The organism is Nostoc sp. UHCC 0870 (assembly GCF_022063185.1).
Taxonomy (GTDB): Bacteria; Cyanobacteriota; Cyanobacteriia; order Cyanobacteriales; family Nostocaceae; genus Trichormus.
This window is the reverse complement of the sequence record NZ_CP091913.1, coordinates 2,529,996-2,555,158: the sequence shown is the minus strand read 5'-3', so window position 1 is coordinate 2,555,158 and position 25,163 is coordinate 2,529,996. Positions and strand designations below refer to the sequence as shown.

Annotated in this window: 18 protein-coding genes; 8 read left to right on the top strand and 10 right to left on the bottom strand. The window is 42.9% G+C overall.

Annotation, left to right across the window (positions count from 1 at the left end; translation table 11 throughout):
* The first annotated feature begins 117 nt into the window (after positions 1-117).
* The gene (locus L6494_RS11110; RefSeq protein WP_237994766.1) at positions 118-1,962 is read left to right on the top strand and encodes an AAA family ATPase; all 1,845 of its coding nucleotides are present in this window, start codon (positions 118-120) and stop codon (positions 1,960-1,962) included.
* A 137-nt stretch (positions 1,963-2,099) separates the two neighbouring features.
* Here the strand turns inward: L6494_RS11110 and L6494_RS11105 are convergent, their stop codons facing one another.
* The 3 genes from L6494_RS11105 to L6494_RS11095 all read right to left on the bottom strand — a co-directional run bounded on the left by L6494_RS11105 (position 2,100) and on the right by L6494_RS11095 (position 9,616).
* Entirely contained in the window at positions 2,100-6,911 is a 4,812-nt protein-coding gene (locus L6494_RS11105) for a PAS domain S-box protein (protein ID WP_237994764.1), read from the bottom strand.
* 156 nt (positions 6,912-7,067) lie between these two features.
* Positions 7,068-8,819 carry an ABC transporter ATP-binding protein gene (locus L6494_RS11100; protein WP_237994762.1) on the bottom strand — a complete coding sequence of 584 codons (1,752 nt, stop codon included), beginning with the start codon at positions 8,817-8,819 and terminating at the stop codon, positions 7,068-7,070.
* A 104-nt stretch (positions 8,820-8,923) separates the two neighbouring features.
* On the bottom strand, positions 8,924-9,616 hold the full coding sequence (locus tag L6494_RS11095; protein WP_237994760.1) for a hypothetical protein: 693 nt from the start codon (positions 9,614-9,616) through the stop codon (positions 8,924-8,926).
* A 242-nt stretch (positions 9,617-9,858) separates the two neighbouring features.
* Between L6494_RS11095 and galE the strand changes: the two genes are divergently transcribed.
* Entirely contained in the window at positions 9,859-10,857 is a 999-nt protein-coding gene (gene galE / locus L6494_RS11090; RefSeq protein ID WP_237994758.1) for a UDP-glucose 4-epimerase GalE, read from the top strand.
* Positions 10,858-11,002: 145 nt separating this feature from the next.
* On the opposite strand, the gene L6494_RS11085 is transcribed toward galE, so the two are convergent.
* Both L6494_RS11085 and L6494_RS11080 read right to left on the bottom strand, forming a co-directional pair.
* The gene (locus tag L6494_RS11085) at positions 11,003-11,626 is read right to left on the bottom strand and encodes a hypothetical protein (protein ID WP_237994756.1); all 624 of its coding nucleotides are present in this window, start codon (positions 11,624-11,626) and stop codon (positions 11,003-11,005) included.
* Positions 11,601-12,875, bottom strand: a complete 1,275-nt coding sequence (locus L6494_RS11080) for an urease accessory protein UreH domain-containing protein (RefSeq protein WP_237994754.1) — start codon at positions 12,873-12,875, stop codon at positions 11,601-11,603. Before L6494_RS11080 ends, L6494_RS11085 begins: the two co-directional genes overlap by 26 nt.
* Before the next feature lie 440 nt (positions 12,876-13,315).
* Between L6494_RS11080 and L6494_RS11075 the strand changes: the two genes are divergently transcribed.
* Positions 13,316-14,185 (top strand): DUF5895 domain-containing protein, encoded by an 870-nt coding sequence (locus L6494_RS11075; RefSeq protein ID WP_237995968.1) that lies wholly within the window; start codon positions 13,316-13,318, stop codon positions 14,183-14,185.
* Between the two features lie 83 nt (positions 14,186-14,268).
* On the opposite strand, the gene mltA is transcribed toward L6494_RS11075, so the two are convergent.
* Positions 14,269-15,519, bottom strand: a complete 1,251-nt coding sequence (gene mltA, locus L6494_RS11070; RefSeq protein WP_237994752.1) for a murein transglycosylase A — start codon at positions 15,517-15,519, stop codon at positions 14,269-14,271.
* Entirely contained in the window at positions 15,519-15,773 is a 255-nt protein-coding gene (locus L6494_RS11065) for a hypothetical protein (RefSeq protein ID WP_237994750.1), read from the bottom strand. The genes mltA and L6494_RS11065 overlap by 1 nt, the downstream gene beginning before the upstream one ends.
* A 277-nt stretch (positions 15,774-16,050) precedes the next feature.
* Between L6494_RS11065 and L6494_RS11060 the strand changes: the two genes are divergently transcribed.
* Positions 16,051-17,451 (top strand): serine/threonine-protein kinase, encoded by a 1,401-nt coding sequence (locus L6494_RS11060; protein WP_237994748.1) that lies wholly within the window; start codon positions 16,051-16,053, stop codon positions 17,449-17,451.
* Positions 17,452-17,533: 82 nt separating this feature from the next.
* On the opposite strand, the gene L6494_RS11055 is transcribed toward L6494_RS11060, so the two are convergent.
* Positions 17,534-18,430, bottom strand: coding sequence for a c-type heme family protein (locus tag L6494_RS11055; protein WP_237994745.1), 897 nt, complete (start codon positions 18,428-18,430; stop codon positions 17,534-17,536).
* 286 nt (positions 18,431-18,716) lie between these two features.
* On the opposite strand from L6494_RS11055, the gene L6494_RS11050 reads away from it, so the two are divergent.
* Positions 18,717-19,583 (top strand): phosphate/phosphite/phosphonate ABC transporter substrate-binding protein, encoded by an 867-nt coding sequence (locus L6494_RS11050; protein WP_237994743.1) that lies wholly within the window; start codon positions 18,717-18,719, stop codon positions 19,581-19,583.
* On the opposite strand, the gene L6494_RS11045 is transcribed toward L6494_RS11050, so the two are convergent.
* Together L6494_RS11045 and L6494_RS11040 are read right to left on the bottom strand one after the other, a co-directional pair.
* Positions 19,567-20,337: a hypothetical protein gene (locus L6494_RS11045; protein ID WP_237994741.1), complete on the bottom strand. Its 771-nt coding sequence runs from the start codon at positions 20,335-20,337 to the stop codon at positions 19,567-19,569. The genes L6494_RS11050 and L6494_RS11045 overlap by 17 nt on opposite strands.
* A gap of 1,048 nt (positions 20,338-21,385) precedes the next feature.
* Positions 21,386-21,586 carry a hypothetical protein gene (locus L6494_RS11040; RefSeq protein WP_237994739.1) on the bottom strand — a complete coding sequence of 67 codons (201 nt, stop codon included), beginning with the start codon at positions 21,584-21,586 and terminating at the stop codon, positions 21,386-21,388.
* Between the two features lie 494 nt (positions 21,587-22,080).
* Between L6494_RS11040 and L6494_RS11035 the strand changes: the two genes are divergently transcribed.
* Genes L6494_RS11035 through fldA form a run of 3 tightly spaced genes read left to right on the top strand, consistent with a single transcriptional unit; the run spans position 22,081 to position 25,061 of the window.
* Positions 22,081-23,100 carry a chlorophyll a/b binding light-harvesting protein gene (locus tag L6494_RS11035; protein WP_237995966.1) on the top strand — a complete coding sequence of 340 codons (1,020 nt, stop codon included), beginning with the start codon at positions 22,081-22,083 and terminating at the stop codon, positions 23,098-23,100.
* 2 nt (positions 23,101-23,102) lie between these two features.
* A complete protein-coding gene (locus tag L6494_RS11030) occupies positions 23,103-24,542 on the top strand; it encodes a chlorophyll a/b binding light-harvesting protein (protein ID WP_237994736.1) in 1,440 nt (479 codons plus the stop codon).
* Positions 24,543-24,551: 9 nt separating this feature from the next.
* Positions 24,552-25,061 (top strand): flavodoxin FldA, encoded by a 510-nt coding sequence (gene fldA / locus L6494_RS11025; protein WP_237994734.1) that lies wholly within the window; start codon positions 24,552-24,554, stop codon positions 25,059-25,061.
* The last annotated feature ends 102 nt before the right edge of the window (positions 25,062-25,163 follow it).

Below are 25,163 nucleotides of genomic sequence, written 5' to 3'. Positions count from 1 at the left end.
GTACAAGAACCCCACCCCCAACCCCCTCCCCGCAGGCAAGGAGGGGGCTATGATATACCTCATTTGATTAGGAAACGCCATACCACAAAAGAAAAGTAATATTTTTGGAGTAATTGTATGAGTGAATTATTCAAGGGATTTGAGCAATTATTAGAATTAGTGAAAACTTTAGAGGATAAGATTGAGAAAGGCGAAATTAAGACGGATGTGCAGATTAACTCGCGTCCAATGAGTGGTATTCCTCGTAGTAGGGGAATACCACGTCCTAATAATATGGGTAACGATATTGGTACAAGCCGTATCCGCACTCAACCTGCTCCTAATCCTAATGGTGGTGGTGGTGGGGGAGATGCTGAGGTTGTGCCACCACCTGATTCCCCCTCTGGTGATGCTTTAAAAGATGTCGGGGGACTGGGTGAAATTCTTAAAGAACTGAAAGAACTGATTGCTATCCCCTTAAAACGTCCTGATTTGCTGGCGAAATTGGGACTGGAAGCTACAAGGGGTGTACTGTTAGTTGGCCCTCCTGGAACTGGTAAAACCCTAACAGCGCGGGCTTTAGCTGAAGAACTCGGCGTTAATTACATTGCCTTGGTAGGGCCAGAAGTCATCAGCAAATATTACGGGGAAGCGGAACAAAGACTGCGGGGTATTTTTGAGAAAGCCGCTAAGAATGCTCCCTGTATTATCTTTATTGATGAAATTGATAGTTTAGCCCCAGACCGGAGTGCGGTGGAAGGCGAAGTAGAAAAACGCCTGGTAGCCCAACTATTGAGCTTGATGGACGGTTTCTCTCACAGTCAAGGTGTGATTGTGCTGGCTGCTACGAACCGTCCCGAACATCTTGACCCAGCTTTGCGTCGTCCGGGAAGGTTTGACCGGGAAGTGCAGTTTCGTGTCCCAGATGTGAAAGGACGCAGAGAAATTCTGCAAATTCTCAGTCGTGCTATGCCTTTGGAAGAGACTGTTGATCTGGATGCGATCGCAGAACGGGCGGTAGGATTTGTAGGGGCTGACTTGAAAGCTGTCTGTCAAAAGGCTGCCTACACTGCCCTCCGCCGTCAAATTCCTTCGATTGAAGGAGACATTCCAGAGAATATGACCGTTAGCCAAGCTGACTTTTTACAAGCACTCAAGGAAATCAAACCAGCCGTCTTGCGGAGTGTGGAAGTAGAAGTTCCCCACATCGCCTGGGAAGACATTGGCGGTTTGGATAACATTAAGCAAACCCTACGGGAATCAGTCGAAGGGGCGTTACTGTATCCAGAACTTTACCTGCAAACTAAAGCCCTTGCACCCAAGGGTATCTTGTTGTGGGGGCCTCCAGGAACAGGCAAAACTTTACTAGCCAAAGCCGTTGCGTCCCAAGCTAGAGCTAATTTTATTGGTGTGAACGGCCCGGAATTACTCAGCCGTTGGGTAGGTGCGAGTGAACAGGCGGTGCGCGAATTATTTGCGAAGGCGCGTCAAGCCGAACCTTGCGTAGTATTTATTGATGAAATTGATACCTTAGCCCCAGCACGAGGCAGTTTCAGTGGTGATTCGGGAGTAAACGATCGCGTCGTCGGACAATTACTCACGGAGTTAGACGGGATAGAGGTAGGTAGCACTATTTTAGTGATTGGGGCGACCAATCGACCTGATGCCCTTGACCCAGCTTTATTACGCGCTGGACGCTTAGATTTACAGATGAAGGTAGATTTACCTGATTTAGCTAGTCGGTTGGCGATTCTGGAAGTCCATTGTCAAGGACGACCACTGCAAGATGTGGATTTGCCATATTGGGCAGAGATGACCAAGGACTGGAATGGTGCAGATTTAACTTTACTCAGCAATCAAGCTGCTGTAGAAGCTATCCGCCGTTTTCGCTCGGAAGGTCTGACAGACCCCACGGAAATCAAGATTAGTACCGATGATTTCAATTATGCTTATCAAGTGCTAACAGAGCAGCGTGCAGGTTAGTTGTTTTAGGATTTATAACGCTTATCCCAGCTACTTTTTACCCCACCCCTTAATCCCCTCCCCGCAAGCGGGGAGGGGAGACAAAACGTAGTTTTGGCGGGGTGGGGTTTTTTGTGCAGTTAATTCTGGTATCCCCATTACTGGGCAAAGTAAATATAAAAACTCGTACCGCGATCGCGCTTTAAAATCATATTACCTTTTAACTGTCTCGTCAGATTTCTCACAATCCTCAAGCCTAAAGTGTTGCTATTTTGCCAATCGAATGTTTCGGGAATACCAACGCCATTATCTTTAACAATCAAAATTATTTGATTTTCTGGGACTGCTTCCAAACAAATCGTAATATTTCCCTGCTGTTGTTCGGGAAAAGCATATTTCAGGCAATTAGAAACTAATTCGTTAATCATCAATCCGCAGGGAATAGCATTATCAAGAGTCAATTTGATGCCATTTGTTTCTACATTGAGGGTAATCTTTCTTTGACTGACTCCGTAGCTACGAAACAAATTATCTGTCAGACTGCGGATGTAGTCACCAAAGTCAATTTGACAAATATCTGCCGATTGATACAGTTGTTCATGAATCAAAGCCATCGATTGGACACGATTTTGGGACTCTTGAAATAGCATCAAGGTTGTTTCATCCCCAGTTCGTCTAGTTTGCATTCTCAGTAAGCTGGAGATAATTTGCAGGTTGTTTTTAACTCGATGGTGAATTTCTTTGAGTAATGTGTCTTTCTCTTCTAGCGATCGCTGAATCTGTTCTATCGTTTTCTTGCGATCGCTGATATCGCTCACTCGCACCAAGTTAATGACCTTCCCAGCTACGGTAATTTGTTTAGCGGCTAAATTACCCCAAAAGAGATTACCTTTACTGGTCACATATTCAATTTCCTGACTCCAAAAAGATTTTTGCTCCAATTGCTCTGTAATTTCTCCTAATTCCTGGGGGGTAAATTGGTGACGTTGCAGCGTATGACCATCAATATTGATTAATTCCTCTTTGCTTGAGGCTTCAAATAACTCAACTGCGCGACGATTACAGTCAAAAATTAATTGGGTATCGGTGTCTACTAAGAAAATCGCATCGGCGGATTCGTTAAAGATGGCTTCTCGCAAATCTCGATTTTGAATAACTTCTAACTCAAATTGTTTGCGATCGCTAATATCTGTCAGAGTTCCGACATGACCGATAATATTACCACTGGGGTTGGTTTCAGGTAGTGCTTGACAGTAAACCCAGATAATGCTTCCATCTGAATTTACCAATCTGCCTTCGCTGCGAAAAAATCCGCCTTGCTTAAATAATCTAGACCATTCCACAAGCAGACGAGAGTCATCTTTTAGCTGCAAGCTCTCTATCCACTGGGTAAATTGCAAACAACAAAATAAGAATACCAAATGATCACGATCTTCTGGGTGTAAAACCTCCATCCAGCCCTTTTCTAATGCTGTGTGTGTGGGTCTACCTGTCATTTCTGACCAACGCTCGTTGACATAGATGCAATTACCAGCCGTATCAAACCGAAGAATAGCTACTGGAGATGCTTCTGCTAAGGTGGCATAGCGGTGTTCACTCTGGCGCAGGGCTTCTTCTACTTGTTTGCTTGCAGTAATATCCTGGACAATGCCGAACAACCGCATGGGTTCGCCATTTGCATTCAAGATCGCTTCGCCTCGTGCTAGTACATGGAGTAAACTTCCATCGGCGCGAGTAAATCGGGACTCTATTTGGTAAGGCTGTCCATTGATAATCGTTTGCTGGACAGTAAAATTAAAATTGTCGCGATCGTCTGGATGGGTGGACTGGAGTAATTCTTCATAGCTGGGTGTACCAGATGCTGGATCATATCCAAAGATACGAAAGACCTCTTCTGACCAAATAATCTTTTGGGTTTGCAAGTCAAATTCCCAACTACCCATATCAGCAATTCGTTGAGCGGTGGCGAGGTTGGCTGTATTCTTGCGTAATTGACTTTCTAGATGTTTTTGCTGGGTGATATCTTTGGCAGTCCCCAAACATCCAATTGTCTCTCCTTCTAAGTTGTACAGGACTTTTATCGAGAGCAATACGGGAAAACGCGAACCGTCTTGACGGATGTAAGTCCATTCCTGCTCATAACTGCTTTCTATTTGGGCGACGATTTGAAAAAATTCTACCCCCGGTGGAATTTCCCTGCCCAATTTTTGTGAGAGTCTCTCTGCTTCTTGCTTCAGTTCTTTTGGGTCGTGAAATATTTCAGGCGTTACCCGACCAATCACTTCATCTGCGGTATAACCCAGCATTCGTTGAGCAGCAATATTAAAGCTTTGGATAATACCCTGGGAATTGAGGGAAATAATCGCATAATCAGTACATTCCAAAATTGCTTGTTGCAATCGAGAAACTTCCAACAACTCGGCTTCAGCCTGTTTGCGTCTGGTAATATCTGTAGACGAGCCACTCATGCGAATGGCATTGCCTGCTTCGTCCCACAATGCCTGACCCCGATCTAATACCCATATATAAGAGCCATCTTTGCATTGTACCCGGTATTCTTCTTGGAAAAATGGTGTCTTGTGGGCTAAATGGTCAGCGATCACCTTGATGATGCGATCATGATCTTCAGGATGAATGCGGCTTGACCATCCTTCTCGACTGCGACTAAGTTCATAACTAGTGAAGCCCAGCATTTCTTCCCAACGAGTCGAGAAGAAAATTTCATTCGTTTTGATGTTATTGTCCCAAATCCCATCATTACTGCCTCGCACTGCCAAATGCCAGCGTTCTTCACTTTCTTGTAAAGCGGCTGTGCGTTCTGCAACTCTGGTTTCGAGTTCTTGATTGAGTTGTTGTAATGCCTGTTCTGCACGAATTTTATCGGTAATATCAACGGCAACGCCACCAACTAGTGATTCTCCAGTCGTTCGCGGTAGAGGGAATTTATAGACTAAGAAATCGCCCAGTGTGCCGTCTCGCTTGGGGGCTTGTTCGATAGTTTCCTGGATTTGCTGAGTCTGTACCACATGGCGAATATTATTCACAATCTGCTGGGCAATTTCCGCCGGATAGATATCAAAAGCTGTCTTGCCAATCACATCCTCTGGTGTTTCACCGGGAAGTTGCAGGGTGCGGAAATAAGTTTGGCTCAAATAGACTATCTGACCATGTTCATTGGTAATCCAGGCAACGGCGGGACTATGATTCATGAACGTTTGAAAGCGAGCTTCACTCTCCTGTAGGGCAACTTGTACCTGTTTGCGTTCCGTGATGTCTACATCAACGCCACTCATACGCACAGGATTACCCTGTTGGTCATAAAAGACACGCCCTTTCCCCAACGCCCAGCGTGGCGTGCCATCAGGTTTAATAAAGCGAAATTCGATGTTGTACTCTTCTCTCTCATGAACAGCACGATTAATTGCTTGTAAAACTCTCTGGCGATCATCTGGGTGCATCATCGCCACAACTGTTTCATACTTTCCATTAAAGCTGCCGGGATTAATGCCAAACAGTCGTTCTAGGCTAGGCGACCAGTGAATTGCTCCTGTGGGAATATTCCATTCCCAATTACCCATACCTGCCGCATCTAGAGCTAAATTTAACCGCTCTTCGTTCCGCCGCAGGGCTTGCTCTACCTGCTTGCGTTCGCTAATATCTATACACGAACCGATATAGCCCAGAAATTCTCCTTCACTGGTAAAGCGGGGTGTGCCTGTATCCAAAATCCAGCGATATTCTCCATCAAAGCGTTTGAGGCGATATTCCATTTGGAACTTTTGGCGAGCATCAAAAGCTGTGAAATAAATATCTAAACACGCTAGCAAGTCATTGGGATGCACTCCTTGCACCCAACCATCGCCCGCCTCTTGTTCTAGGGTTTTGCCAGTAAAGTCTAACCAGGTTTTATTGAAGTAGTAGCAAAGTTTATCCAGTCCAGCCATCCAAATCAGCACCGGAGCAGTATCTGCCATTTGGCGAAACCTTTGTTCGCTCTCTCTGAAAGTTGCTTCTGTTCGTTTGCGTTCTTGCAGTTCTGCCTGTGCTTGCTCGTAGGCACTCCCTTGCTGAATGGCGATCGCTATTTGCACCCCCAGTTGATCCAATAAATCTAGTTCAAATGATTGCCAGTGACGGGGTGTAGTACATTGGTGGGCAATTAATAATCCCCATAATTCATTGGTGACGAGAATCGGCACACAGAGAACAGCTTTGACTTCAAATCGCTCTAGTAGCTTTAAATAACAGTCTGTTAAGCCTGCTTGATAAATATCCGCGATCGCTCGTCTTTTCCATTGATGATAGTCGCCTTTAACTCTTTGTTGAAAGCAATTATCCTCAACTTTTACCCCCATAGCCACTGTCCAACCTGGAACTATAGACTCTGCTACGATAGTCCCGCTCATATCCGGCTGAAATTGATAGATTACTACTCTATCTACCTGAAGAAACTGACGGACTTCTGCGGTTGTCACAGCCAAAATTTCTTCTAGCTGGAGTGACTGATGAATCCGTAATGCGATCGCAGCCATCAGCTGTTGCTGTTGCCGACTTTGTTCTAGCTGTCGAGTCAGATGCACCCGTTCGACTGCATGATGAATTGCACCTTGTAAGACTTCCGGGGTGAGATAATTTTTGGATAAATAATCTTGGACACCACTTTTCATGGCACGGACAGCGATGCTTTCATCCCCTTGTTCTGTGAGCATGATCACCGCCGATTTTCTCATGCTCAGAGATTGGTTTAATTGCTGAAGAAACTCCAAACCATCCCCATCAGGCAATAAATAATCCAGCAAAATGACATCTGCTGTCTGTTGCTGACACCATCCCATTGCCTCTGTTACTGTCTCAAACTCTACAATGTGATAGGTGTACAGCCTGTCATGCTGCAAAAAGTGACGATATATTTCCCGATCTGCGGCACAATCATCAATTACCAGGATAGTTAGGGGGGAGTGATGATTCATAATTCGTAATTCGTAATTCGTAATTCGTAATGGGCTAACGCCCCGCTCCGCTAACGTAACGATGCTCCCGTCCCGCTACGCTCTAAGCGCAGCTATGCCGTAGGCTTTACGTAATTACGTTTTGTAACGGGTATTTAGACCCCGCCACAACACTTATTAACGTAACAATTCTTCTACTTGATGCTGACTCCACAGCTTTCTGTACAAACCATTTTCCTGCAATAGCTTTAAGTGATTGCCCTCTTGCACAATTTGGCCTTTATCCATGACCAAAATACGGTCAGCCGCCGCCGCCGCCGATAGTTGGTGTGTGATAAAGACTACTGTTTTGCGTGTCTTCCCACTAGCAAGATTATTGAGAATTTGGGTAGCCGTTTGATTATCCACACTGGAGAGGGCATCATCTAAGATTAAAATGGGCGCATTGACTAGCATGGCTCTAGCTAAAGCTGTGCGTTGTCTTTGACCACCAGAAAGAGTAATACCCCGTTCCCCAACTATAGTTTCGTACTGCTGGGGAAAATTGATGATTTCTGGGTGAATTTGTGATGACTTAGCCACAGACTCAACATATTGTTGATCGCTGCTGGGGTCGCCGTAGCGGATATTATTTCTGATGGTAGTGCTAAATAAAAAGCTATCTTGAGGAACGTAGGCGATCGCATGACGCAAATCTGCCAATGCTATCTGGGTGATATCCACCCCATCTAAAAATAACTGTCCTGGTGCAATATCTAACAATCTAGGCAAGGCATTGGCTAAAGTTGACTTACCCGAACCGATCGCACCAACAATTGCTACTGTCTCTCCAGGGGCAATGGTAAAATTGACATGATCTAACGCTGGTTTAGCAGCACCAGCATAAGTAAAACTGAGATTTTTAGCTGTTAGTTCCCCTTTGACTTCTGCTAAAGCCATCTGCACAGCGTCATCAATATCTTTAATTTTTGGTTTCACGCTGAGTATAGCTTCCAGACGGTCTATACTGACTTCCCCCCGTTGGTAGGCGGTAATGGTGAAGCCCAAAAGTGCCGTCGGGAACACTAACCGCTCAACATAGATTAGCAATGCCAAAAAGTCACCAACAGCCAAGTTTCCCGCCGTAATCTGCCTTGTCCCCAACCAAATAATTACCAGTGAACTCAAACCAGCTAAACCACCAATCAGGGGAAACAAGGTATTGCGGATTTTCGCTAGTCCCAAGTTAGCCCCCAATAACTGTTGGTTTTTTTGGGCAAAAGCTCGACGCTCGTTTTCTTCTTGGGCATAGATTTTAATTAAAGCTATACCACTCATGTCTTCTTGGATTAGCTCACTGATGTCAGAAATATTTTCTTGGACTTGGGCTTGTTGCTGGCGTAAGCGATTGCTAAATAAATGCACTAACACAAACATCAAAGGATAAACTGCGATCGCCGCCAAGGTGAGATTGACGTTAATTGCTAGCATGACTGGCAGTGTTAAGGTATAAGCAAACACCGTATTAGCTAAACTTAACACCGCAAATCCTAACAACCTTCTGACATTATCTACATCACTGGTAGCCCTGCTAATTAAGTCACCAATCGTATTAGTGGCAAAATAAGCAGGCTCTAGATTGAGTAAATGCTCAAAAATCCTTTGTTTGAGATCAAATTCTACTTGCCGTCCCACACCAAATATCCACAACCGCGAAGCCATGCGGATCAGCCACATGGCAGCACTGAGTAAAATAATCACAACTACATAACGTAGTATTTCTTGCCAGATCACATTGTTGGCAAGTTGGTCAACACAACCACGAATCAACCAAGGAATATAAACACCTAATCCATTGACAGACAACAAAGCCAAAATACCCAACGTGGCATCTCGCCAATGGGGACGTAGGTAAGCACCAAGTTTAGCAATTCGTCGAGATTGTTGCATGGAAGGGGGAAGGGGGACAGGTGATAGGTGACAGGTGACAGGTGACGGGGGACAGGCCTAAGTATATATAGTATCTTTTGCCTTTTGCCTTTTGATTTCTAACTTTAAGCCCGACGACCACGTAAGAAAGTGTAAACCTGAGTAAGATAACTTTCCCAAACTTGGGTTGTGAGTTGCAGTGTTTCTGCACTGGGTACAAAGTCTTCTAGTCGCAAGCCTCGTTCTCTAATCTGTTGAGGATTCTGCAACAGGTAAGGGGGGATTTTGGTTTCCCAGTAGTTGAAAGCTAAGGTTGTCTGATTGATTGCCATATTGGGCAAGATAGCATCCCCCAGTATATCTGTAACTTGTGTGGGGTTGGTTGGTGTCCCCAAGGCTACGAGTGTTTCAGATTGAGATGATGGATAGGTGGGAATCATTGCCCCTTCGGCGGCTAAGGGCGCTCTGATCAAAAAGTAGGCGATCGCTGGTGTACTGGATAAAAGTAAAATTGTCAGTGACCAACCAATTAAATACCCTCCAGGTTTCTCAATTCCACCCCCCTTGATTTTCTGCGCTGCCACAATTAGCATCAAAACTGAAGCTCCCAAGGGTTTCAGGGGAAATGATACTAGCCTCCACAAAGATGCTACAGCTGGTTCATTGGGATTGACAAATGACAAGGCGATCACAATCATCAAGATCACAAAAACTAATCGCCCAACAAAAGTTCCTGAAGGATAAAATTTCTGAAACACAGTGTAAGCGATAGTACCAATCAATAACCACAGCAGTACCCGGCTTAAAAGTTCAAACATAGATTTACACTCAAATCTCCTTTTGCGGTGAGCCTAGAGGTTTCATAAAGTGGATTCATTTTATCGTCATCTGTAATTTGACTTAAAATATCCCAACCCTCACACCAAAGACTACCGTCGTAGTGATTTTAGTGCAATTTTTTGACACTGCGTCTAATATTTATAATTTTCCTGATTAGGAATGTGATACACCAGTGAATTAGTTAAATTAATTGAGTAGTTGTAACTCAAAAGGAAAAACTATGTCACCTGGAAAGCCCAGCATTTTAGTAACAGGGGGAGCAGGGTACATCGGTTCACATACCGTCTTAGCTCTCAAGCAAGCAGGTTATGACGTGGTGATACTCGATAACCTGGTTTATGGGCATCGTGACTTGGTGGAGAAGGTTTTGCAGGTTGAGTTGATTGTCGGGGATACTAGCGATCGCGCTCTGTTAGATGATTTATTTAAAACCCATAATTTTGCCGCCGTCATGCACTTTTCTGCCTATGCTTATGTCGGCGAATCAGTGACAGACCCCGCTAAATACTACCGTAACAACGTTTTGGGTACGCTGGTTCTCTTAGAAGCAATGCTGGCGGCATCTATTAAGAATTTTGTCTTTTCTTCCACTTGTGCCACCTATGGTGTCCCAGATGTTGTGCCGATTCCCGAAAACCACCCCCAAAATCCCATCAATCCCTACGGTGCTACTAAATTAATGGTAGAGAGGATTTTATCTGATTTTGATGTAGCTTATGGTTTAAAATCAGTCCGTTTTCGTTATTTTAATGCAGCTGGCGCACATCCTGAAGGCTTATTAGGTGAAGATCACAACCCTGAAACCCATCTCATTCCTTTGGTACTGATGACAGCTTTAGGTAAACGCGAATCTATCTCAATTTTTGGCACAGATTACCCCACCCCCGATGGGACTTGTATTCGGGACTATATTCATGTCAGTGACTTGGCAGATGCCCACATTTTAGGATTGGAATATTTATTAAAAGGTGGCGATAGCGAATTTTTTAATTTAGGTAATGGTCAAGGTTTTTCAGTCAGAGAAGTCATTGCAGCCGCCGCCCAGGTGACAGGATCGAATATACCAGTTACAGAATGCGATCGCCGCCCCGGAGATCCCCCCAGTTTAATTGGTAGCGGCGAAAAAGCCCGAAAAATTCTCGGCTGGCATCCTCAATATCCAGATATTCAAGATATTGTCACCCACGCCTGGCAATGGCACTTGAAAAGACATAAATGAGTGCTGAGTGCTGAGTGCTGTTAGCGGTAGCGCGGCGTTTAGCCGGTGCTGTTGGAGCGGGACGGGAGCATCGTTGCGTTAGCGGAGCGGGGCGTTAGCCCATTGCGAATTGCGAATTGCGAATTGCGAATTGCGAATTGGTTTACTACTCCCTACTCCCTTTCTTCTTTTGCAGAAAAATAAATAATATACCGCCGACTGTTAAAGCTGGGATAGCGATCGCCCATACTGGAAATGATGATAATTTATTCTCGACGACAGGATCATTGATTGCTTGCTGGCTTTGTACCTGTTTCCTTGTATCACCAGCACCCACCGCCACAGTCACATTAAAGTTAAACTCAAATGGTTGGAAAGTTGCCCCAGATTTGGGCTTTCCTGTTAGCTGTAGCTGATAAATTCCCGGTTTGGGGAAGGTAATATCTGCGCCTGGGATGCCTTGAAAGCGTTCGGCGTTGACTGGTTCTAAAGATGGCTCTAGCAGTGCCGGTTCTCCGGGGGGGTGGGGTTCGGCGTAAACCGCTAATTGACAATTACATTGTGCTAGAGGAATGGCTTTACCACCTTTGCGCGTCAAGGCAAACCAAGCTTGTGCAGTTTCTCCAGCACGAGGTGTATCATTCGGTTCAATGTGGAGTGTCGCACCAACATCTCCTGCGACTTCTACCTTGTGGGCTAAAGCCGGATGAACGTTAGTGAACCCCAACATTAAGCAACTCAAAACAGAAACATAGGTGATAGCTTTACCGTGATTTGCTTGGAGGGACATAAAACTTTTCTACAGTTAACTTTGACCAAAAAAATCTCGTTCTAACTAGCAATACGCCCAGACTAATCAGTCCCAATAGCAGCGTTGCTAGTTTATTCCCCCAAGTCAATTGTAAAGAACCCAAGTAATGAGAACCAATCAACACCGCATGAATAACACTCAGAAGCAAAGCCGGTACACTCAATAAATGAATTCGTCGCCAGTTTTTACCCCAAGATTTCTGCCATGATTCCCAACTTGTGAGTGCGGCGGGGGTCATTAATACTAATCCTACAGCACCTGCCCCCATCCCTAGTTGAAACTCTGGGGGTAAAAACCAAAAGGCAGCCAAATTCCATTGTAAGGAATGTTCAATCATGTGGCTGGTATGCACCACAGCTAAAACAAAAGCCCCCACTCCCAAAGCGCGACGATAGCGTAAAGGAGATGCCCACAATTTACTAATGGGGCGAGCAATTAACGCCAGTATCAGACAGAATAACGCCGCGTGTCCGGTATAATCTGACATTGTGTCACCAGTCCGCAGCAAAGTAATTGCACCAATAGTCAGTGTTACCCAACCACCTAAACGAAATAACTGACTTCGCCTATCTTGACTTATCAAGGCAGTAGATACACCGACACCCAGCATGGTAGGCATTGTGCCTAAGCCAAAGGCCAACATAGTTGCCATACCCAGCCATAAACTACCAGTCTCCGCCGCTTTAATTTGGGCTGCATACAAAAAACCACAAGGCATTAAACCCCAAGTCATGCCCAAAGTTATCGGTGTCCACCATCGCCGTTGTAAAGATAGCTGCATCATTGCGGAACTCAGCCGATTATGTAAGCCACCTTTTAAGAAAGGATGCAGGAGGGGAATATGGGGGAGTAAGTTGGGTGTAATTTGCCCTAAACCAAACCAAATCAGCATCACGCCAGTAATGATTGCCATCACACGGCGGAAGTCGCTACCCACGCCAGCGAACTGTCCACCTTGTAAAAGTACCGAACCTAAAGCCCCAATCCCAGCACCAACTAAGCCATAACTTAACATTCGCCCTAGATTTAATAAAACATGGAATGTTAATTGCTGCTGCCAAGTATTAGAGGGTTTTTCTAAAGTTAATACCCCTGTTGAAGAGTTTTGCTGTGAATTTGACTGGTGGCTAGACAGGGAAAACGCCACCGTTAGCGGCCCGCACATCCCGAAGCAATGCCCAAAGCTACCCAGAAACCCCAGAATAGTGATGAGTGATAAATCTAGCATATGTGGTAATGGGTACTGAAGGAGAGTGCTGAGTTAATAGTCATTAGTGAATGGGCATTGGGCTTAATTTTATGGGGGAATTTAAGCGATATTTGCTACTTTGTCAAAAGACACCCCGTCAAACTTTGATGATTTTGCGATTTTGCGATCGCCTTTAATCGTAAATTCAAGGGTTTAAGACCCCTACGTCTACACGTAGTATCAGTTGAGTTGGGGTTTAAATCCCCGACTCCAACTGTCTTTAATTTTGAATTTTGAATTGTTAAGACATCTTGCACCTATCCATTTTTTTGTAGGGTGGGCATTGCTGTTGTTAAAAAAGGAAACAGGGATTGCAACAAAGATTGATTCTGCTTTAATCTGGAAAAACAGTACGCCTGTTTGCTCATCAGCAAATTACTGATAAACTTGTATAGTAAAGTACCACCGTGCCTAAAACGATGAAAGCATCTGCTAAGTTCGACTTTGAGGATGAAAAATTTAATGCACCGCCTTCTCAAGTCATCCCCTGGTGTCAGATGATCAATCCTCGGTATGGTGCTGATGGAGTGCAATCCCACGGTTTAGCTATTAAAGTAGATAACGCCCAGGCTGTGGGTTTTCAGCCTGATGATAATTGGCAGCAAGTAGAACACGAATTTAGTTCTGGGGTGGAAACCGTTTTTATGACGGCTACTCCCCGCATAGTAATAGTGCGTCGAGGGCCTTTGTCTGTTAAAGATAGAGAAACTGGCATAAAACTAGGGACACTAAAAGATAATTATGATGCCTTTTTAGCAGATAAATTAAAGTTTAAAACCTTCACTCGTTACCTGATTTTCTTAGTAGGTGAAGATAAAAACTTTTTACATGAATCTCCACTGCAATTAACTCTCAATGGTGCAGCAGGAGCGAGTTTTAGTAAAACTTATTGTGATTTTCAACAGGGTAAAGTTGTGAGCGGTTTTGTGGCGGAATTAGAAAGGGCTTATGCTTTATTCCGTAAGCAGCCAATTACGCCGAAAGGTTCTTTATTCCATGCTCACGGAATCTTTTGTCCGATTATTGAGTGCGAAGAAAGAGGGATTGAACCAAATACTGTTTTGGTAGCTTCCACTGTGGATTATGAACATCCTACAGTGGGAACTTTAACTAATTATTTGATTGCTTCAGATTCACCAGAATCAGCAATTATTTGTAAAGCCTTTGAAGATCACAAAGATTTTGCTAAAGAACCAGTGAGAACAGAAACGCCAAAAATGGCAGTGGCTGCTGTTTCTAGTTCTTATGTTTATCCTGATGAGGATGATTTCGGTTATCCGCCGTACTAGGGATTGGGGATTGGGGGTTTTAGATTTTGGATTTTAGATGGAAACCCAATCCAAAATCTAAAATCTAAAATTGAATTGCCCAATTATTTCAGCAGTAAATAATATAATGATCCATTGCCGCCTGTAACACCGGCGCGATCGCCTGCTAGTTTACCAGTTCCCATAAAATAATCTACTCTGCCTGGGCCTCTGATGGCACTACCTGTATCTTGATCCAGCACAAAACGGCTAACTCGACGATACTCTAGCTTCCCACCAGCAACCGGATAAGGTAGTGAAGTCTGAACTAATGCTAGTGCGCCTGGAGGCATTAAAGATTTGTCTGTAGCAATGGAACGTTCGGCAGTTACTGGTACATTTATACTGCCTGTAGCTGGTCTACCCTTCGCTTCCTGGAAGAAAATAAATCGTTCCCAGCGTGGTAGATAGTTATTTAATTCCTGGGGTTGTGCTTTGAAAAAACTGATCATTTTGGGCATTGTCAAGCCTGATAATGGCAATTTACCATCTTTGGCTAATTCTCCCCCGATACTCGTCCAAGGATAATCGGTTGCGCCTGCATAGCCGATAGAAGTTCTTGTACCATCAGTTAACTGAATTTGGGCAGAACCTTGAATATGTATCATGTAGGCCTCGAAGCGATCGCGAAACCATAGCAATTCTAAACCGCGCAGCTTGCTTTTATTCCCCAGTAACCCATTTTTACCTTCCAATTGCAGGCGTGTGGGGTGGGGTTTATTCCATTTGTTAAAATCAGGCGGTAGTCGGTAAAGAGGATACTTATATGCTGAAGTCCTGACACGACTGGCATTATAAACAGGCTGGTAATAGGAGGTAAACTTAACAGTACCCCGGCCATCATTACCTACAGACTGGTAAAAAGCAAACTCTCTTTTGACTGCCGCTTGTAGTTGGGCTGTAGATTTAGAATTGACAACTAGTTGACGAAACCGCAGCAAACTTCGACGCACACGATCTAGGGTAATACCCTGGACGGGATAATGTTGATATATACGTTGTGCCGTATTCGTGTTTAGATAACGCAGGCTGTGATCAATTGATGTTAACAGTGCTTGGCGATCGCCTGGTTTACCCCTGCTACCAAAAATTTGCTCATCCCAACCCAAGCAAGTATTTTGGGCAGTACAATTACCGACCTGTACTAGTTTAAGGGGTTGCTCAATCTCAGGAGTGCTTGGCTTGACTGGTGGTTGTAACTCAGGATTAGGAAAGTTGGGTGGTGGTACATTAATGATTACCTGCGCCACAGCAATTGGATTTATAAAGGCAATTCCCAGACTCAAGGAAAGCAAAGCAAGGGTTTTTCTCATCATTAGTTAAATCTTTCAACACTAGAACTAAACACTGGTTCTACCCGAATTGCCACAATCCGGGATGGACGCAAGACCATATACTCCCCTTGAATATTTTTGATTGGTACGCTGATAAAATCATTAGAAGCAGACTTAGGTACAAGTTCGCCACTATACCATTTTTGAAATTCTTGAATAGTAGGAAACCTGACTTCTTCTCGATGACCACTTTCTAGTAAGAGGTAGACTGAGTATTCATTTGGGGTTCTAGCCATAAGATTGAATCTTTATGAAAAATGTTCAACCTATTGTTAACCACGATACCCCAGAATGAAAAGGGTAAGCATACGGGAGCAACAGCAGCTTTTCGGGAGAGTCATCTATTGATAACTCACTCTTCACTTTCCCTTTCCCTCTAGACGGTCAATACTTTCACCAGTTCCCAGGAATTTTTGACAGCAAAGAATTGCAGTCGTATAGGTTTTCTGAATAATTTCTCCGTACATTGGTGATTATGTCAATATGAAGGTGAGGACTTAGACAAGTCATAAAATGTTAGGAAACTTACTAGCTAGTCGTTATCAAGTCCTCCAAATCTTAGGGGGAGGAGGATTCGGTCAAACTTATATTGCGCTAGACACCCAACGTCCAGGTAATCCTAGATGTGTTGTCAAGCACTTTCGGCCTGTCACTCATAACCCTGAATTTCTGGAAACTGCCAGAAGGTTATTCACTAGTGAAGCAGAAACTCTAGAACAACTCGGTCATCATGAGCAAATTCCTCGGCTTTTGGCATATTTTGAAGAAAAGCAAGAGTTCTTTTTGGTGCAGGAGTATATTGAGGGAAATTGTCTCAAAGCTGAAATTGTATCTGGTCAAAGATGGACGGAAGACAAAGTTATCTTCCTGTTGCAGCAGATATTAAATATCCTGAAATTTATTCATAGTTATAACGTCATCCATCGAGATATTAAGCCGGAAAATATCATCAGACGTTTACATGATGGTAAATTAGTGCTGATTGATTTTGGCGCGGTTAAACAAGTCCACACACGGATGATTACAGCTCCTGGTCAAACAGAGATGACTGTGGCTATTGGTACGCCAGGATATATGTCTATAGAACAAGGACGAGGGAAACCCCACGCCAACAGTGATATTTATTCTTTGGGTGTTCTTTGTATTCAAGCACTCACAGGACTGCACCCCAGGGAATTTGAGGAAGACCCCCACACAGGAGAAATTCTCTGGCAATATCGGGCAACAGTAACTCCTGTGTTAGCATCTGTGATATCAAAAATGGTGGTAAACCACTTTAAACAGCGTTATCAGTCTGCAACCGAGGTTTTAGAAGCACTTCAGCAGAATTTTCATCCTGAAGCTGAAACTCAATTAACTCAGACACCATCAATTTTGACATTACAGATTCCAAGTACATCATCTCAACAACAGGCTGTTAGTAATCAAACTGGTTCTATTTTGTCGCCAGAAAAGAGCGATCGCCTGGAGAAGATGCTGCTAGAATTAGTTGGCCCTGTAGCTAAGACATTATTACGACTGGCCGCATCAGCACCCAGTTACCAAGACCTCATAGATAATTTGTCTCTACACCTAACAGAAAATCAACGCGCTAAGTTTCGACAAAAAGCAATGTCGCTGTTACTAGAAGAATCTACTAGTCCTCAACCAAACAATTCATCTCAGACATCTCCAAGCATCCCAAATATCACTCCCCCCACAATCAACTCAACAATTAGCGAAAATTTTCTCCGTGAATGTGAGCGAGAATTGGTTGATTTAATCGGCCCAATGGGTGTGTTTCTAGTTCAAAAAGCGATCAAATCTGCCGGTGTCTCAATCTCGCGGACAGAATTCGTGAAAATTTTAGCCGCTAGCATTCCAGACCCTCAAAAAGCTTCCCAATTCCAGCAACGGTTACTTTCTGGAAAATAGGGACGTACCGCTACGCGGAAGTCAAAAGTCAAAATTAATTAAATAACTCTTGGGGACTGGGGACTGGGGATTGGGGATAATGCTAATGACTATTAAGCATATCCATCGCTATTTTCAAGCTAGATTTCATCCGATTGAATGCTGCTGCTAAACCACCAATTTCATCTTTTGACGCTTCATCAAAATCAGCAGTCATATCGCCAGTGCTAACTCTTTGAGCAATTCTTTCTATATTTTTAATTCGCTGAATAACAGTTTTTTTGATTAAAAAGTTAATTATAAGCAGAACTATAGTAAAGATAGCAATTAACAATCCCATAATCAACGACCAGCTACCTTGGGCATGATTAAAAATCTCTTTGGAGGGGACAGAAATGATTTGAGCCGCAACAATTTCATTTAGTTTCCAGCCAAAACCATTTTTTGTACCATAGGTTATCAATTGGCTTTTAGGAGCTAATTCTGGTGTGGAATGACATCGTAGACAAGTCTGTTGTGTAATTCCTAGGGGACGCGCAATATAAAATACGTCGCCTTGAGGTAATGAACGAAAGCCGACAATTTCTTTAATCTTGGATTCTCTACGAAAACGCTCTACAAGTTGAGTTTCAAAACTATCGGCTTTATCTCTCAAATTAGTAGGATTGAGTGTGGCTTCTTTATAAAGAAAATTTTCATTTCCTTCAGTTTGGCGAAAATTTTCAAAGACTTCTGTGGCAGAAAAAGCTGGTACTGTTTCTGGGATAAATGCTGTTGCTGTTTCTAGTTGAGGAGCTAATAAAGGATTTATTCTATTTTGTGTATAAGTTCTCACGGAATTCATCGTCTTCATTAAAAGCAGTGCTTGAGAACTGACTTCGTTTTGCGCTCTTCGTTGTAACACGCTGGATAAGATCGCACCACTGACGCAAATGCTGGCGATGAAAACTAATATTAAAAGTAAGTTGAATTTAGTACCTATTTTTAAGTTATTTAACATGATTTATAATTAATTATCTTAAATCGTGATATTTTGAATCAATCAGGAGCTATGTGGATAGAGATTTCTATCCTATTTTGTCTGCTTTATAGAGTCTCTTTTTATCATGTCAATTTTAATATAAAAGCTTTAGAATGATAACATATTTTATCAGGTTGCCGATGATAATTTAACTAATTCAAGTAAACAAATGTTAAAATTTTTCTGGTTCATAACTTAGGTATGATTTTAACCAGGCTTAATCTCTAAGCAGTTCTAACAACAAATTATTTAAACATAAATAGTGATGGTGTGGCGATTTTCACGGCGTTTATTTCTTTTAAATTTACTAGGGTTTACAGTTGCTAGATGCTCATCAGCACCAACTTCTCAAGGTCAGTTAACCATTGGTGTGATTGATTATGATGGAGGAGCGGAAATAATTAACCAATATGCAAAGTTCAATCGTTACTTAGCAGAGAAAACTAAATCCAGCATTCAACTAGAGCCTACTTTTAATGAAAATAAGGCTATTGAGCGTTTGGAGGCTCAAGCTTGGTCTTTGATATTTGCACCTCCAGGGTTAGCCGCAAGGGCGATCGCTCGTTCTCAATACGTCCCGATTTTTCCTTTGCTGGGGTTGAGTAATTTACGCTCAATTTTCGTGGTTCGTAAAGATAATCCCATCAGCGATTTAACGCAGTTACAGGGTAAAACCGTGGCTTTAGGTCAACCGGGTTCAGCTACAGGATATTATTTACCACTTTACAATCTTTACGGATTAACACTAGCAGAAATCTTGTTTGCGCCTACGCCTAAAACGCTTCTAGAATGGGTAGTGCAAGGGAAAGCTGCGGCTGGTGCGATTTCAATGGCAGAATTGAATCTCTACAGTTCCCAATTAAGCCAAACAGACTTGCGTGTCCTTTACACAGATCCTCATTACGTCCCTCCTGGGGTAGTTTTAATTAGTCCTACTGTAGAACGCAATCGCCAGGAATACATCCGCAAAGTGATGAGTGAGTTTCCTGGTGTTTTAGCGCAAGAAGTCGGTTATGTCCCGAATGGACAGCTACCCGATTATAAATACATGATTGATGTAGTCGAACGGGTGAAACTAATTGCGACGGAACTGCAAAACAAGCCTGTGCAATTATTCAAAAAAACAACTTAAATCTTGCCAGTTGAGTTTCAATTGACTTGGTAAGGATTGTATTCAGTTCGTCAATATCTTGAAATTGTACAATTTGCTGGGTAGGTAAATCAAAAGGAAATTGTCCTTCCATATCTGATCGTTGCATCTGTGCTAGCAAGATTTGTTCAGAACGCTTGCTTTGAATCGCATAGCCAACTTCTACACACACATTAGAACTAGGAATTAATTGCTGAGTTTCTTCACCATCCATGCTAGCAATTGGTGTAGTGTCGGCAATAAATAACAAACTTCTGCGGATTTTTCGCATTACTGTGCGGTTGAGCCGGATTGGTGCATTCCTAGGGCGATATGATTCTACTAGTGTCAGGGGGAGGCGCGATCGCAAATTTAAAGTTTCTAAACTTTTCCGCAATCCCTCTTTGAGCGCATCACTAGCTGCGGCATACTCAATTTGATAGGAGAAAAAAATCGTTGGTTCTAACTGCGCTAATAGCGTCTGTTTGGTGAAATAAATTTCATGGCTAATCAAGTCAATGTTAGCGACACAATAGCCACCACTACCTTCAACATAAAATTCTATGTTTTCTCCCTCTAGATAGCGGTTAAACCAAGTAGATTGTTTAACTTCGTCACTATCTTCTAAAAAATCTGCACGCAACGCCGATCTCAGTAGGCTTTTTTTACTGAGGCGAATGTCTGGTGGACGTTTTTCCAGTTCTGAAATCGGCTCATAATCCTGGATATACCATGCTCTGAGCGCAATAATGGACATAAAACGCTATCTTAAATGTCTATGTTTATTTCATTGCGTATAATTTTACACGGTGTCGAGCATCTGTCAAAAAAATTCTCTCTATTCTTCTCACTTCCCTCAAGAAAAGCTAACTCTAAAAATAAGGAAAAATTAAGTGTAGGGTGTGTTGTAGCACAGCGCAACGCACCGCCAACAATCTTAGGTGCGTTAGCCTACTACGGACAGTTTATATTTCTTCATATATATATTAAATATTCCTTACCCACTTACTTATTGTTAATTTCTTAGAGGTTGTTTGAAAAGTCCCCTTTTATGTCATGCTGACGAAGGAAGCATCCCAGTATAACGGTGAAAACGCGGATTCTTCCTTCCGCAAAGCTCCACTCAGAATGACAAATGATACCTGACAAAACTTTTCAAACAGCCTCTTAATTACGAATTACGTTAGCGGAGCGGGGCGTTAGCCCATTACGAATTACGAATTACGAATTACGAATTACGAATTACGAATTACGAATTACGAATTATAACAACAACACCCAACCTTCTACTAGTTATAACTATTTCCTCTCCTGGGTCATTTTAGCTAGGGATGTAATCAGATTTATCACTTCAAACTAAGTAATAAAAAGCAGTTACATTGCCCTCATTTTCGGAATTTGAGGAAATATTAACGTTCGCGTTGGGTGTTGTCGGTTTTTAACGAGACAGATATGAGATTAAACAGCGTTTTTTACCTCTTATACTAATTAGAATCTAGCTGTTAAATCTGCCAGGGAAGCTTTGTAGCTTCTATTAATAAATTAGCACTTATAGATTAGTGTGGTAGTTAATGCAACTAAACTTTACTTATTTTGCTCCTGATAATTCCGATTAAAGCTTTCATCTATCTGGATTCAAGGGCTAACGAAACATATGAGATTTTTCTGATATCTTTTGAGTCATCGCTCACTGATTTTTAAGTTTTGAAAAGTAAAGCAAATTCCTAAGCAGGGGACAGCAAAGAAGGAAGAGGTTTGAGATTTTCTCTTGCTAACCTTGTGGTTTAGCGATTAATGATTTCTGCTTACTGGTTTATTTTTCTTGTTTGAGTTGGCGGATGTGTAATTTCTCCCTCGCTGTAACCTAGGTCGTACATACTAGCAGCTTGAGAATTTTGTTCTGGTGGGACTTTGGGTTTTCCAGCCCAAGCATCAGATTTTCCTAAGTTAAACCAATCTTCATAACTCATACCAGAACTGAATCCGTTCTCCGTTGTTTTGTTCATGGGTACGCTTGTTAGTGGCTAGACATTTGACTACGGTCATAATTTATAAAGTCGCCGTTGGCGGATATGTCGGGAAGGGGGTTAGGTGTTTAGGTTTCGCGTTAGCTTTCCCAGATAACGGCAAAAGTCAAAATAAATATATCGTAAGTATGCTGTTGATTTGAAATGGTAGCTTTATTTACGCTTGGTAGTACAAGTATGCCATCAGAACTGCTACTTTAACTTAATCTTAATAGCAATAATTATAAGCTATTTTATAGTCAGCTAGCCATAGATACAAAATTTATTCTCTATAATATCGCTAAAAAACCCTTAATATCGGCATTAGCCATGATCTAACTTTGGCTTTTACAAAAATTAATTATAAATAAGTGAAAATTTATCTCAATAAATCTGGTAGGATGTTTCCAACACTTATTGAATAACTATCTCAATAAGCTGGAGAAAGATCACAAATATTTCCAACAATTCCAGGAAATGACAACATGACGAGCATGGCTGTGCAAACCCCGGAGTCGATTCCCTGGTGGTCAGGGAACGCCCGGCTAACGAATCTTTCAGGGCGACTGTTAGGCGCTCATGTTGCTCATGCGGGTTTAATTGTACTGTGGGCAGGTGCAACCACCTTGTTTGAACTCGCTCGTTTTCAAACCTCGCAACCAATGTATGAGCAAGGCTTAATTCTGTTACCCCACTTAGCAACCCTGGGTTTGGGTGTGGGTAGTGGGGGTCAAGTGATAGATACTTATCCCTACTTTGTCATTGGGGTACTGCACTTGATTAGCTCTGCCTTCCTCGGTTTGGGAGGGATATTTCATGCTCTACGCGGCCCCGCCATCTTAGAAGAGCGATTTGCTTTCTTTAGCTACCGTTGGCAAGATGCCAATAAAATGACGACTATCTTAGGTATTCACCTAGTTTTATTAGGTCTAGGTGCTGGCTTACTGGTTGCCAAAGCTGTCTTCTTCGGTGGTTTATACGATTCTAATATTGGGGAAGTGCGAGTTATTTCTCATCCTACTTGGAACTTTGCAGCTATTTTTAGTTATTTAGTTGGTGGTAACAAGTATTGGATTGCCGGAGTCAATAATCTAGAAGACTTAGTAGGCGGCCATATTTGGGTGAGTATTCTTTGCATAGCAGGGGGTATCTGGCACATGACAACTGAGCCTTCAGCGTTTGTAAAAAGCCTCTTTGTCTGGTCAGGAGAAGCATACCTTTCTTACAGCTTGGGAGCATTAAGCTTCATGAGTTTGATAGCGGCTTATTTTGTTTCTATTAATACTCTGGCTTACCCTGTAGAGTTTTTTGGGCCAGCTTTGAGTATTGGGTTTGACCGCTTCCCCTACTTCCAAGATGGAGACTTATTATCCTCTCGTGTTTGGCTAGCAAATGCTCACTTTTGGCTAGGCTTTTTCTTCTTGCAAGGGCATCTCTGGCACGCTTTACGAGCTGCGGGTTTTGATTTCCGCGCCGGGAAAGTTTTACGCCCAACTCGTGGGGAGGTAATTTAACTATGACTACGGCAACAATCACCCCCCAACAATATGGATGGTGGGCAGGTAACGCCAGGTTTATTAATCTGTCGGGTCGGCTGTTGGGAGCGCATATTGCCCATGCTGGGTTAATTGTGCTTTGGGCTGGGGCTATGACCCTATTTGAAATCACCAAATACGACTCTTCCCGACCCATATACGAACAAGGGTTAATCTTACTACCTCATTTAGCGACTCTAGGATTTGGTGTTGGTGATGGTGGACAAATTATTGATCCCTATCCCTATTTTGTGATTGGTGTATTACATTTGATCAGTTCAGCCGTACTTGGTGCTGGTGGCATTTATCATGCCCTTCTAGGGCCGGAAGTATTGGCGGACAATAAAAACTTTCCTGGTTTCTTTGGCTACGACTGGGAAGATGAAGACAAAATGACCACTATCATTGGCATTCACCTATTGTTGTTAGGTTTAGGTGCTTGGTTGTTGGTAGCAAAAGCCTTATTTTGGGGTGGTCTTTATGATCCGACAGTAGCATCTGTCAGAGTAATTACAGAACCAACACTGAATCCTGGGCGGATATTTGGCTATCTCTTTGGTGCATTTGGTAATCAGGGAATGGCCGCCGTCAATAACTTAGAAGATGTTGTAGGCGGTCATATCTGGGTAGGTATCCTCTGTATTGGCGGCGGATTTTGGCATATCTTCACCCAACCTTTTGTTTGGGCGAAAAATGTACTGTTTTGGTCAGGTGAGGCTTACTTATCTTACAGTCTCGCTGTTTTGGCATACATGGGTTTGTTGGCAGCATATTTTGTGACAGTCAACGATACCGTTTATCCCACAGAGTTTTATGGCCCTTTGGGATTGAGTGTTACTGCTTCAGGAGTGATTTCAGTTCGGACTTGGTTAGCAACTAGTCATTTTGCTTTGGCAATTGTGTTGCTCTCTGGACATATATGGCACGCTGTAAGAGTGCGTGTCCTAGCGGCTGGATTGAATTTTCAGGAGGGCGTAGTCAATTATCTGGATGCACCAGAACTAGGGAATCTCCAAACCCCAATCAATACTTCTGATTTGACGCTGAAGTTGTTGGGTGGTCTTCCTATTTACCGTCCAGGTTTGTCCGCTTTTTCACGAGGGTTAGAAATTGGGATGGCTCATGGTTACTTCCTACTCGGCCCCTTCGTGAAATTAGGCCCCTTGCGGAATACAGAGTTGGCAAACCCAGCCGGACTACTTGCAACTTTTGCTCTGTTGCTGATTTTATCGGTTTGTCTGTGGCTTTATGGCGGTGCATGGTTCAAAAAAGGCCAATCTCCGCAAGGGGAGCTACCAGAGAATCTGAAAACAGCTAAGTCTTGGAGCGAGTTCAATGCTGGCTGGACTGTAGGAAGTTGTGGCGGAGCATTGTTTGCTTATTTGCTATTAACCAATAGCAGTTTGTTTTTCTCAATATAAGGTGTAAAAATGTCGAAAAAAATTGGTTTATTCTACGGTACTCAAACTGGTAAAACTGAATCTGTAGCAGAAATTATTCGGGATGAGTTTGGTGATGGTGTGACATTACATGATATGTCCCAAGCGGAAGCTGCTGATTTTGAGGAGTATCAATATGTGATTGTTGGCTGTCCTACTTGGAATATTGGTGAACTCCAAAGTGATTGGGAAGGCTTTTTTCCAGAACTAGATGACATAGATTTTAATGGTAAGATGGTTGCCTATTTTGGTACTGGCGACCAGATGGGCTATGCAGATAATTTTCAAGATGCAATTGGCATTCTGGAAGAAAAGATTTCCCAACGCGGTGGTAAAACTGTCGGCTATTGGCCTACTGAGGGGTATGATTTTAACGATTCTAAGGCTTTAAGAAATGGCAAGTTTGTCGGCTTGGCTATTGATGAGGATAATCAATCTGATTTGACCGATGAACGGATAAAGGCTTGGGTGTCTCAGTTGAAAAGAGAGTTTGGTTTGTAGTTTGAGCCATTAACGTTTTTTGTACCTGATGATTAACCACAGATACACACAGATAATTTTGTTTTTAAACGCAAAGTGTCGCTGAGGTTTACGCGGAGGAAC

What these genes read in the sequence shown, in the direction of transcription:
- L6494_RS11110 (WP_237994766.1), top strand. Translation starts at nt 118, where the DNA reads ATGAGTGAATTATTCAAGGGATTTGAGCAATTATTAGAATTAGTGAAA.
- L6494_RS11105 (WP_237994764.1), bottom strand. Translation starts at nt 6,911, where the DNA reads ATGAATCATCACTCCCCCCTAACTATCCTGGTAATTGATGATTGTGCC.
- L6494_RS11100 (WP_237994762.1), bottom strand. Translation starts at nt 8,819, where the DNA reads ATGCAACAATCTCGACGAATTGCTAAACTTGGTGCTTACCTACGTCCC.
- L6494_RS11095 (WP_237994760.1), bottom strand. Translation starts at nt 9,616, where the DNA reads ATGTTTGAACTTTTAAGCCGGGTACTGCTGTGGTTATTGATTGGTACT.
- galE (WP_237994758.1), top strand. Translation starts at nt 9,859, where the DNA reads ATGTCACCTGGAAAGCCCAGCATTTTAGTAACAGGGGGAGCAGGGTAC.
- L6494_RS11085 (WP_237994756.1), bottom strand. Translation starts at nt 11,626, where the DNA reads ATGTCCCTCCAAGCAAATCACGGTAAAGCTATCACCTATGTTTCTGTT.
- L6494_RS11080 (WP_237994754.1), bottom strand. Translation starts at nt 12,875, where the DNA reads ATGCTAGATTTATCACTCATCACTATTCTGGGGTTTCTGGGTAGCTTT.
- L6494_RS11075 (WP_237995968.1), top strand. Translation starts at nt 13,316, where the DNA reads ATGAAAGCATCTGCTAAGTTCGACTTTGAGGATGAAAAATTTAATGCA.
- mltA (WP_237994752.1), bottom strand. Translation starts at nt 15,519, where the DNA reads ATGATGAGAAAAACCCTTGCTTTGCTTTCCTTGAGTCTGGGAATTGCC.
- L6494_RS11065 (WP_237994750.1), bottom strand. Translation starts at nt 15,773, where the DNA reads ATGGCTAGAACCCCAAATGAATACTCAGTCTACCTCTTACTAGAAAGT.
- L6494_RS11060 (WP_237994748.1), top strand. Translation starts at nt 16,051, where the DNA reads ATGTTAGGAAACTTACTAGCTAGTCGTTATCAAGTCCTCCAAATCTTA.
- L6494_RS11055 (WP_237994745.1), bottom strand. Translation starts at nt 18,430, where the DNA reads ATGTTAAATAACTTAAAAATAGGTACTAAATTCAACTTACTTTTAATA.
- L6494_RS11050 (WP_237994743.1), top strand. Translation starts at nt 18,717, where the DNA reads ATGGTGTGGCGATTTTCACGGCGTTTATTTCTTTTAAATTTACTAGGG.
- L6494_RS11045 (WP_237994741.1), bottom strand. Translation starts at nt 20,337, where the DNA reads ATGTCCATTATTGCGCTCAGAGCATGGTATATCCAGGATTATGAGCCG.
- L6494_RS11040 (WP_237994739.1), bottom strand. Translation starts at nt 21,586, where the DNA reads ATGAACAAAACAACGGAGAACGGATTCAGTTCTGGTATGAGTTATGAA.
- L6494_RS11035 (WP_237995966.1), top strand. Translation starts at nt 22,081, where the DNA reads ATGGCTGTGCAAACCCCGGAGTCGATTCCCTGGTGGTCAGGGAACGCC.
- L6494_RS11030 (WP_237994736.1), top strand. Translation starts at nt 23,103, where the DNA reads ATGACTACGGCAACAATCACCCCCCAACAATATGGATGGTGGGCAGGT.
- fldA (WP_237994734.1), top strand. Translation starts at nt 24,552, where the DNA reads ATGTCGAAAAAAATTGGTTTATTCTACGGTACTCAAACTGGTAAAACT.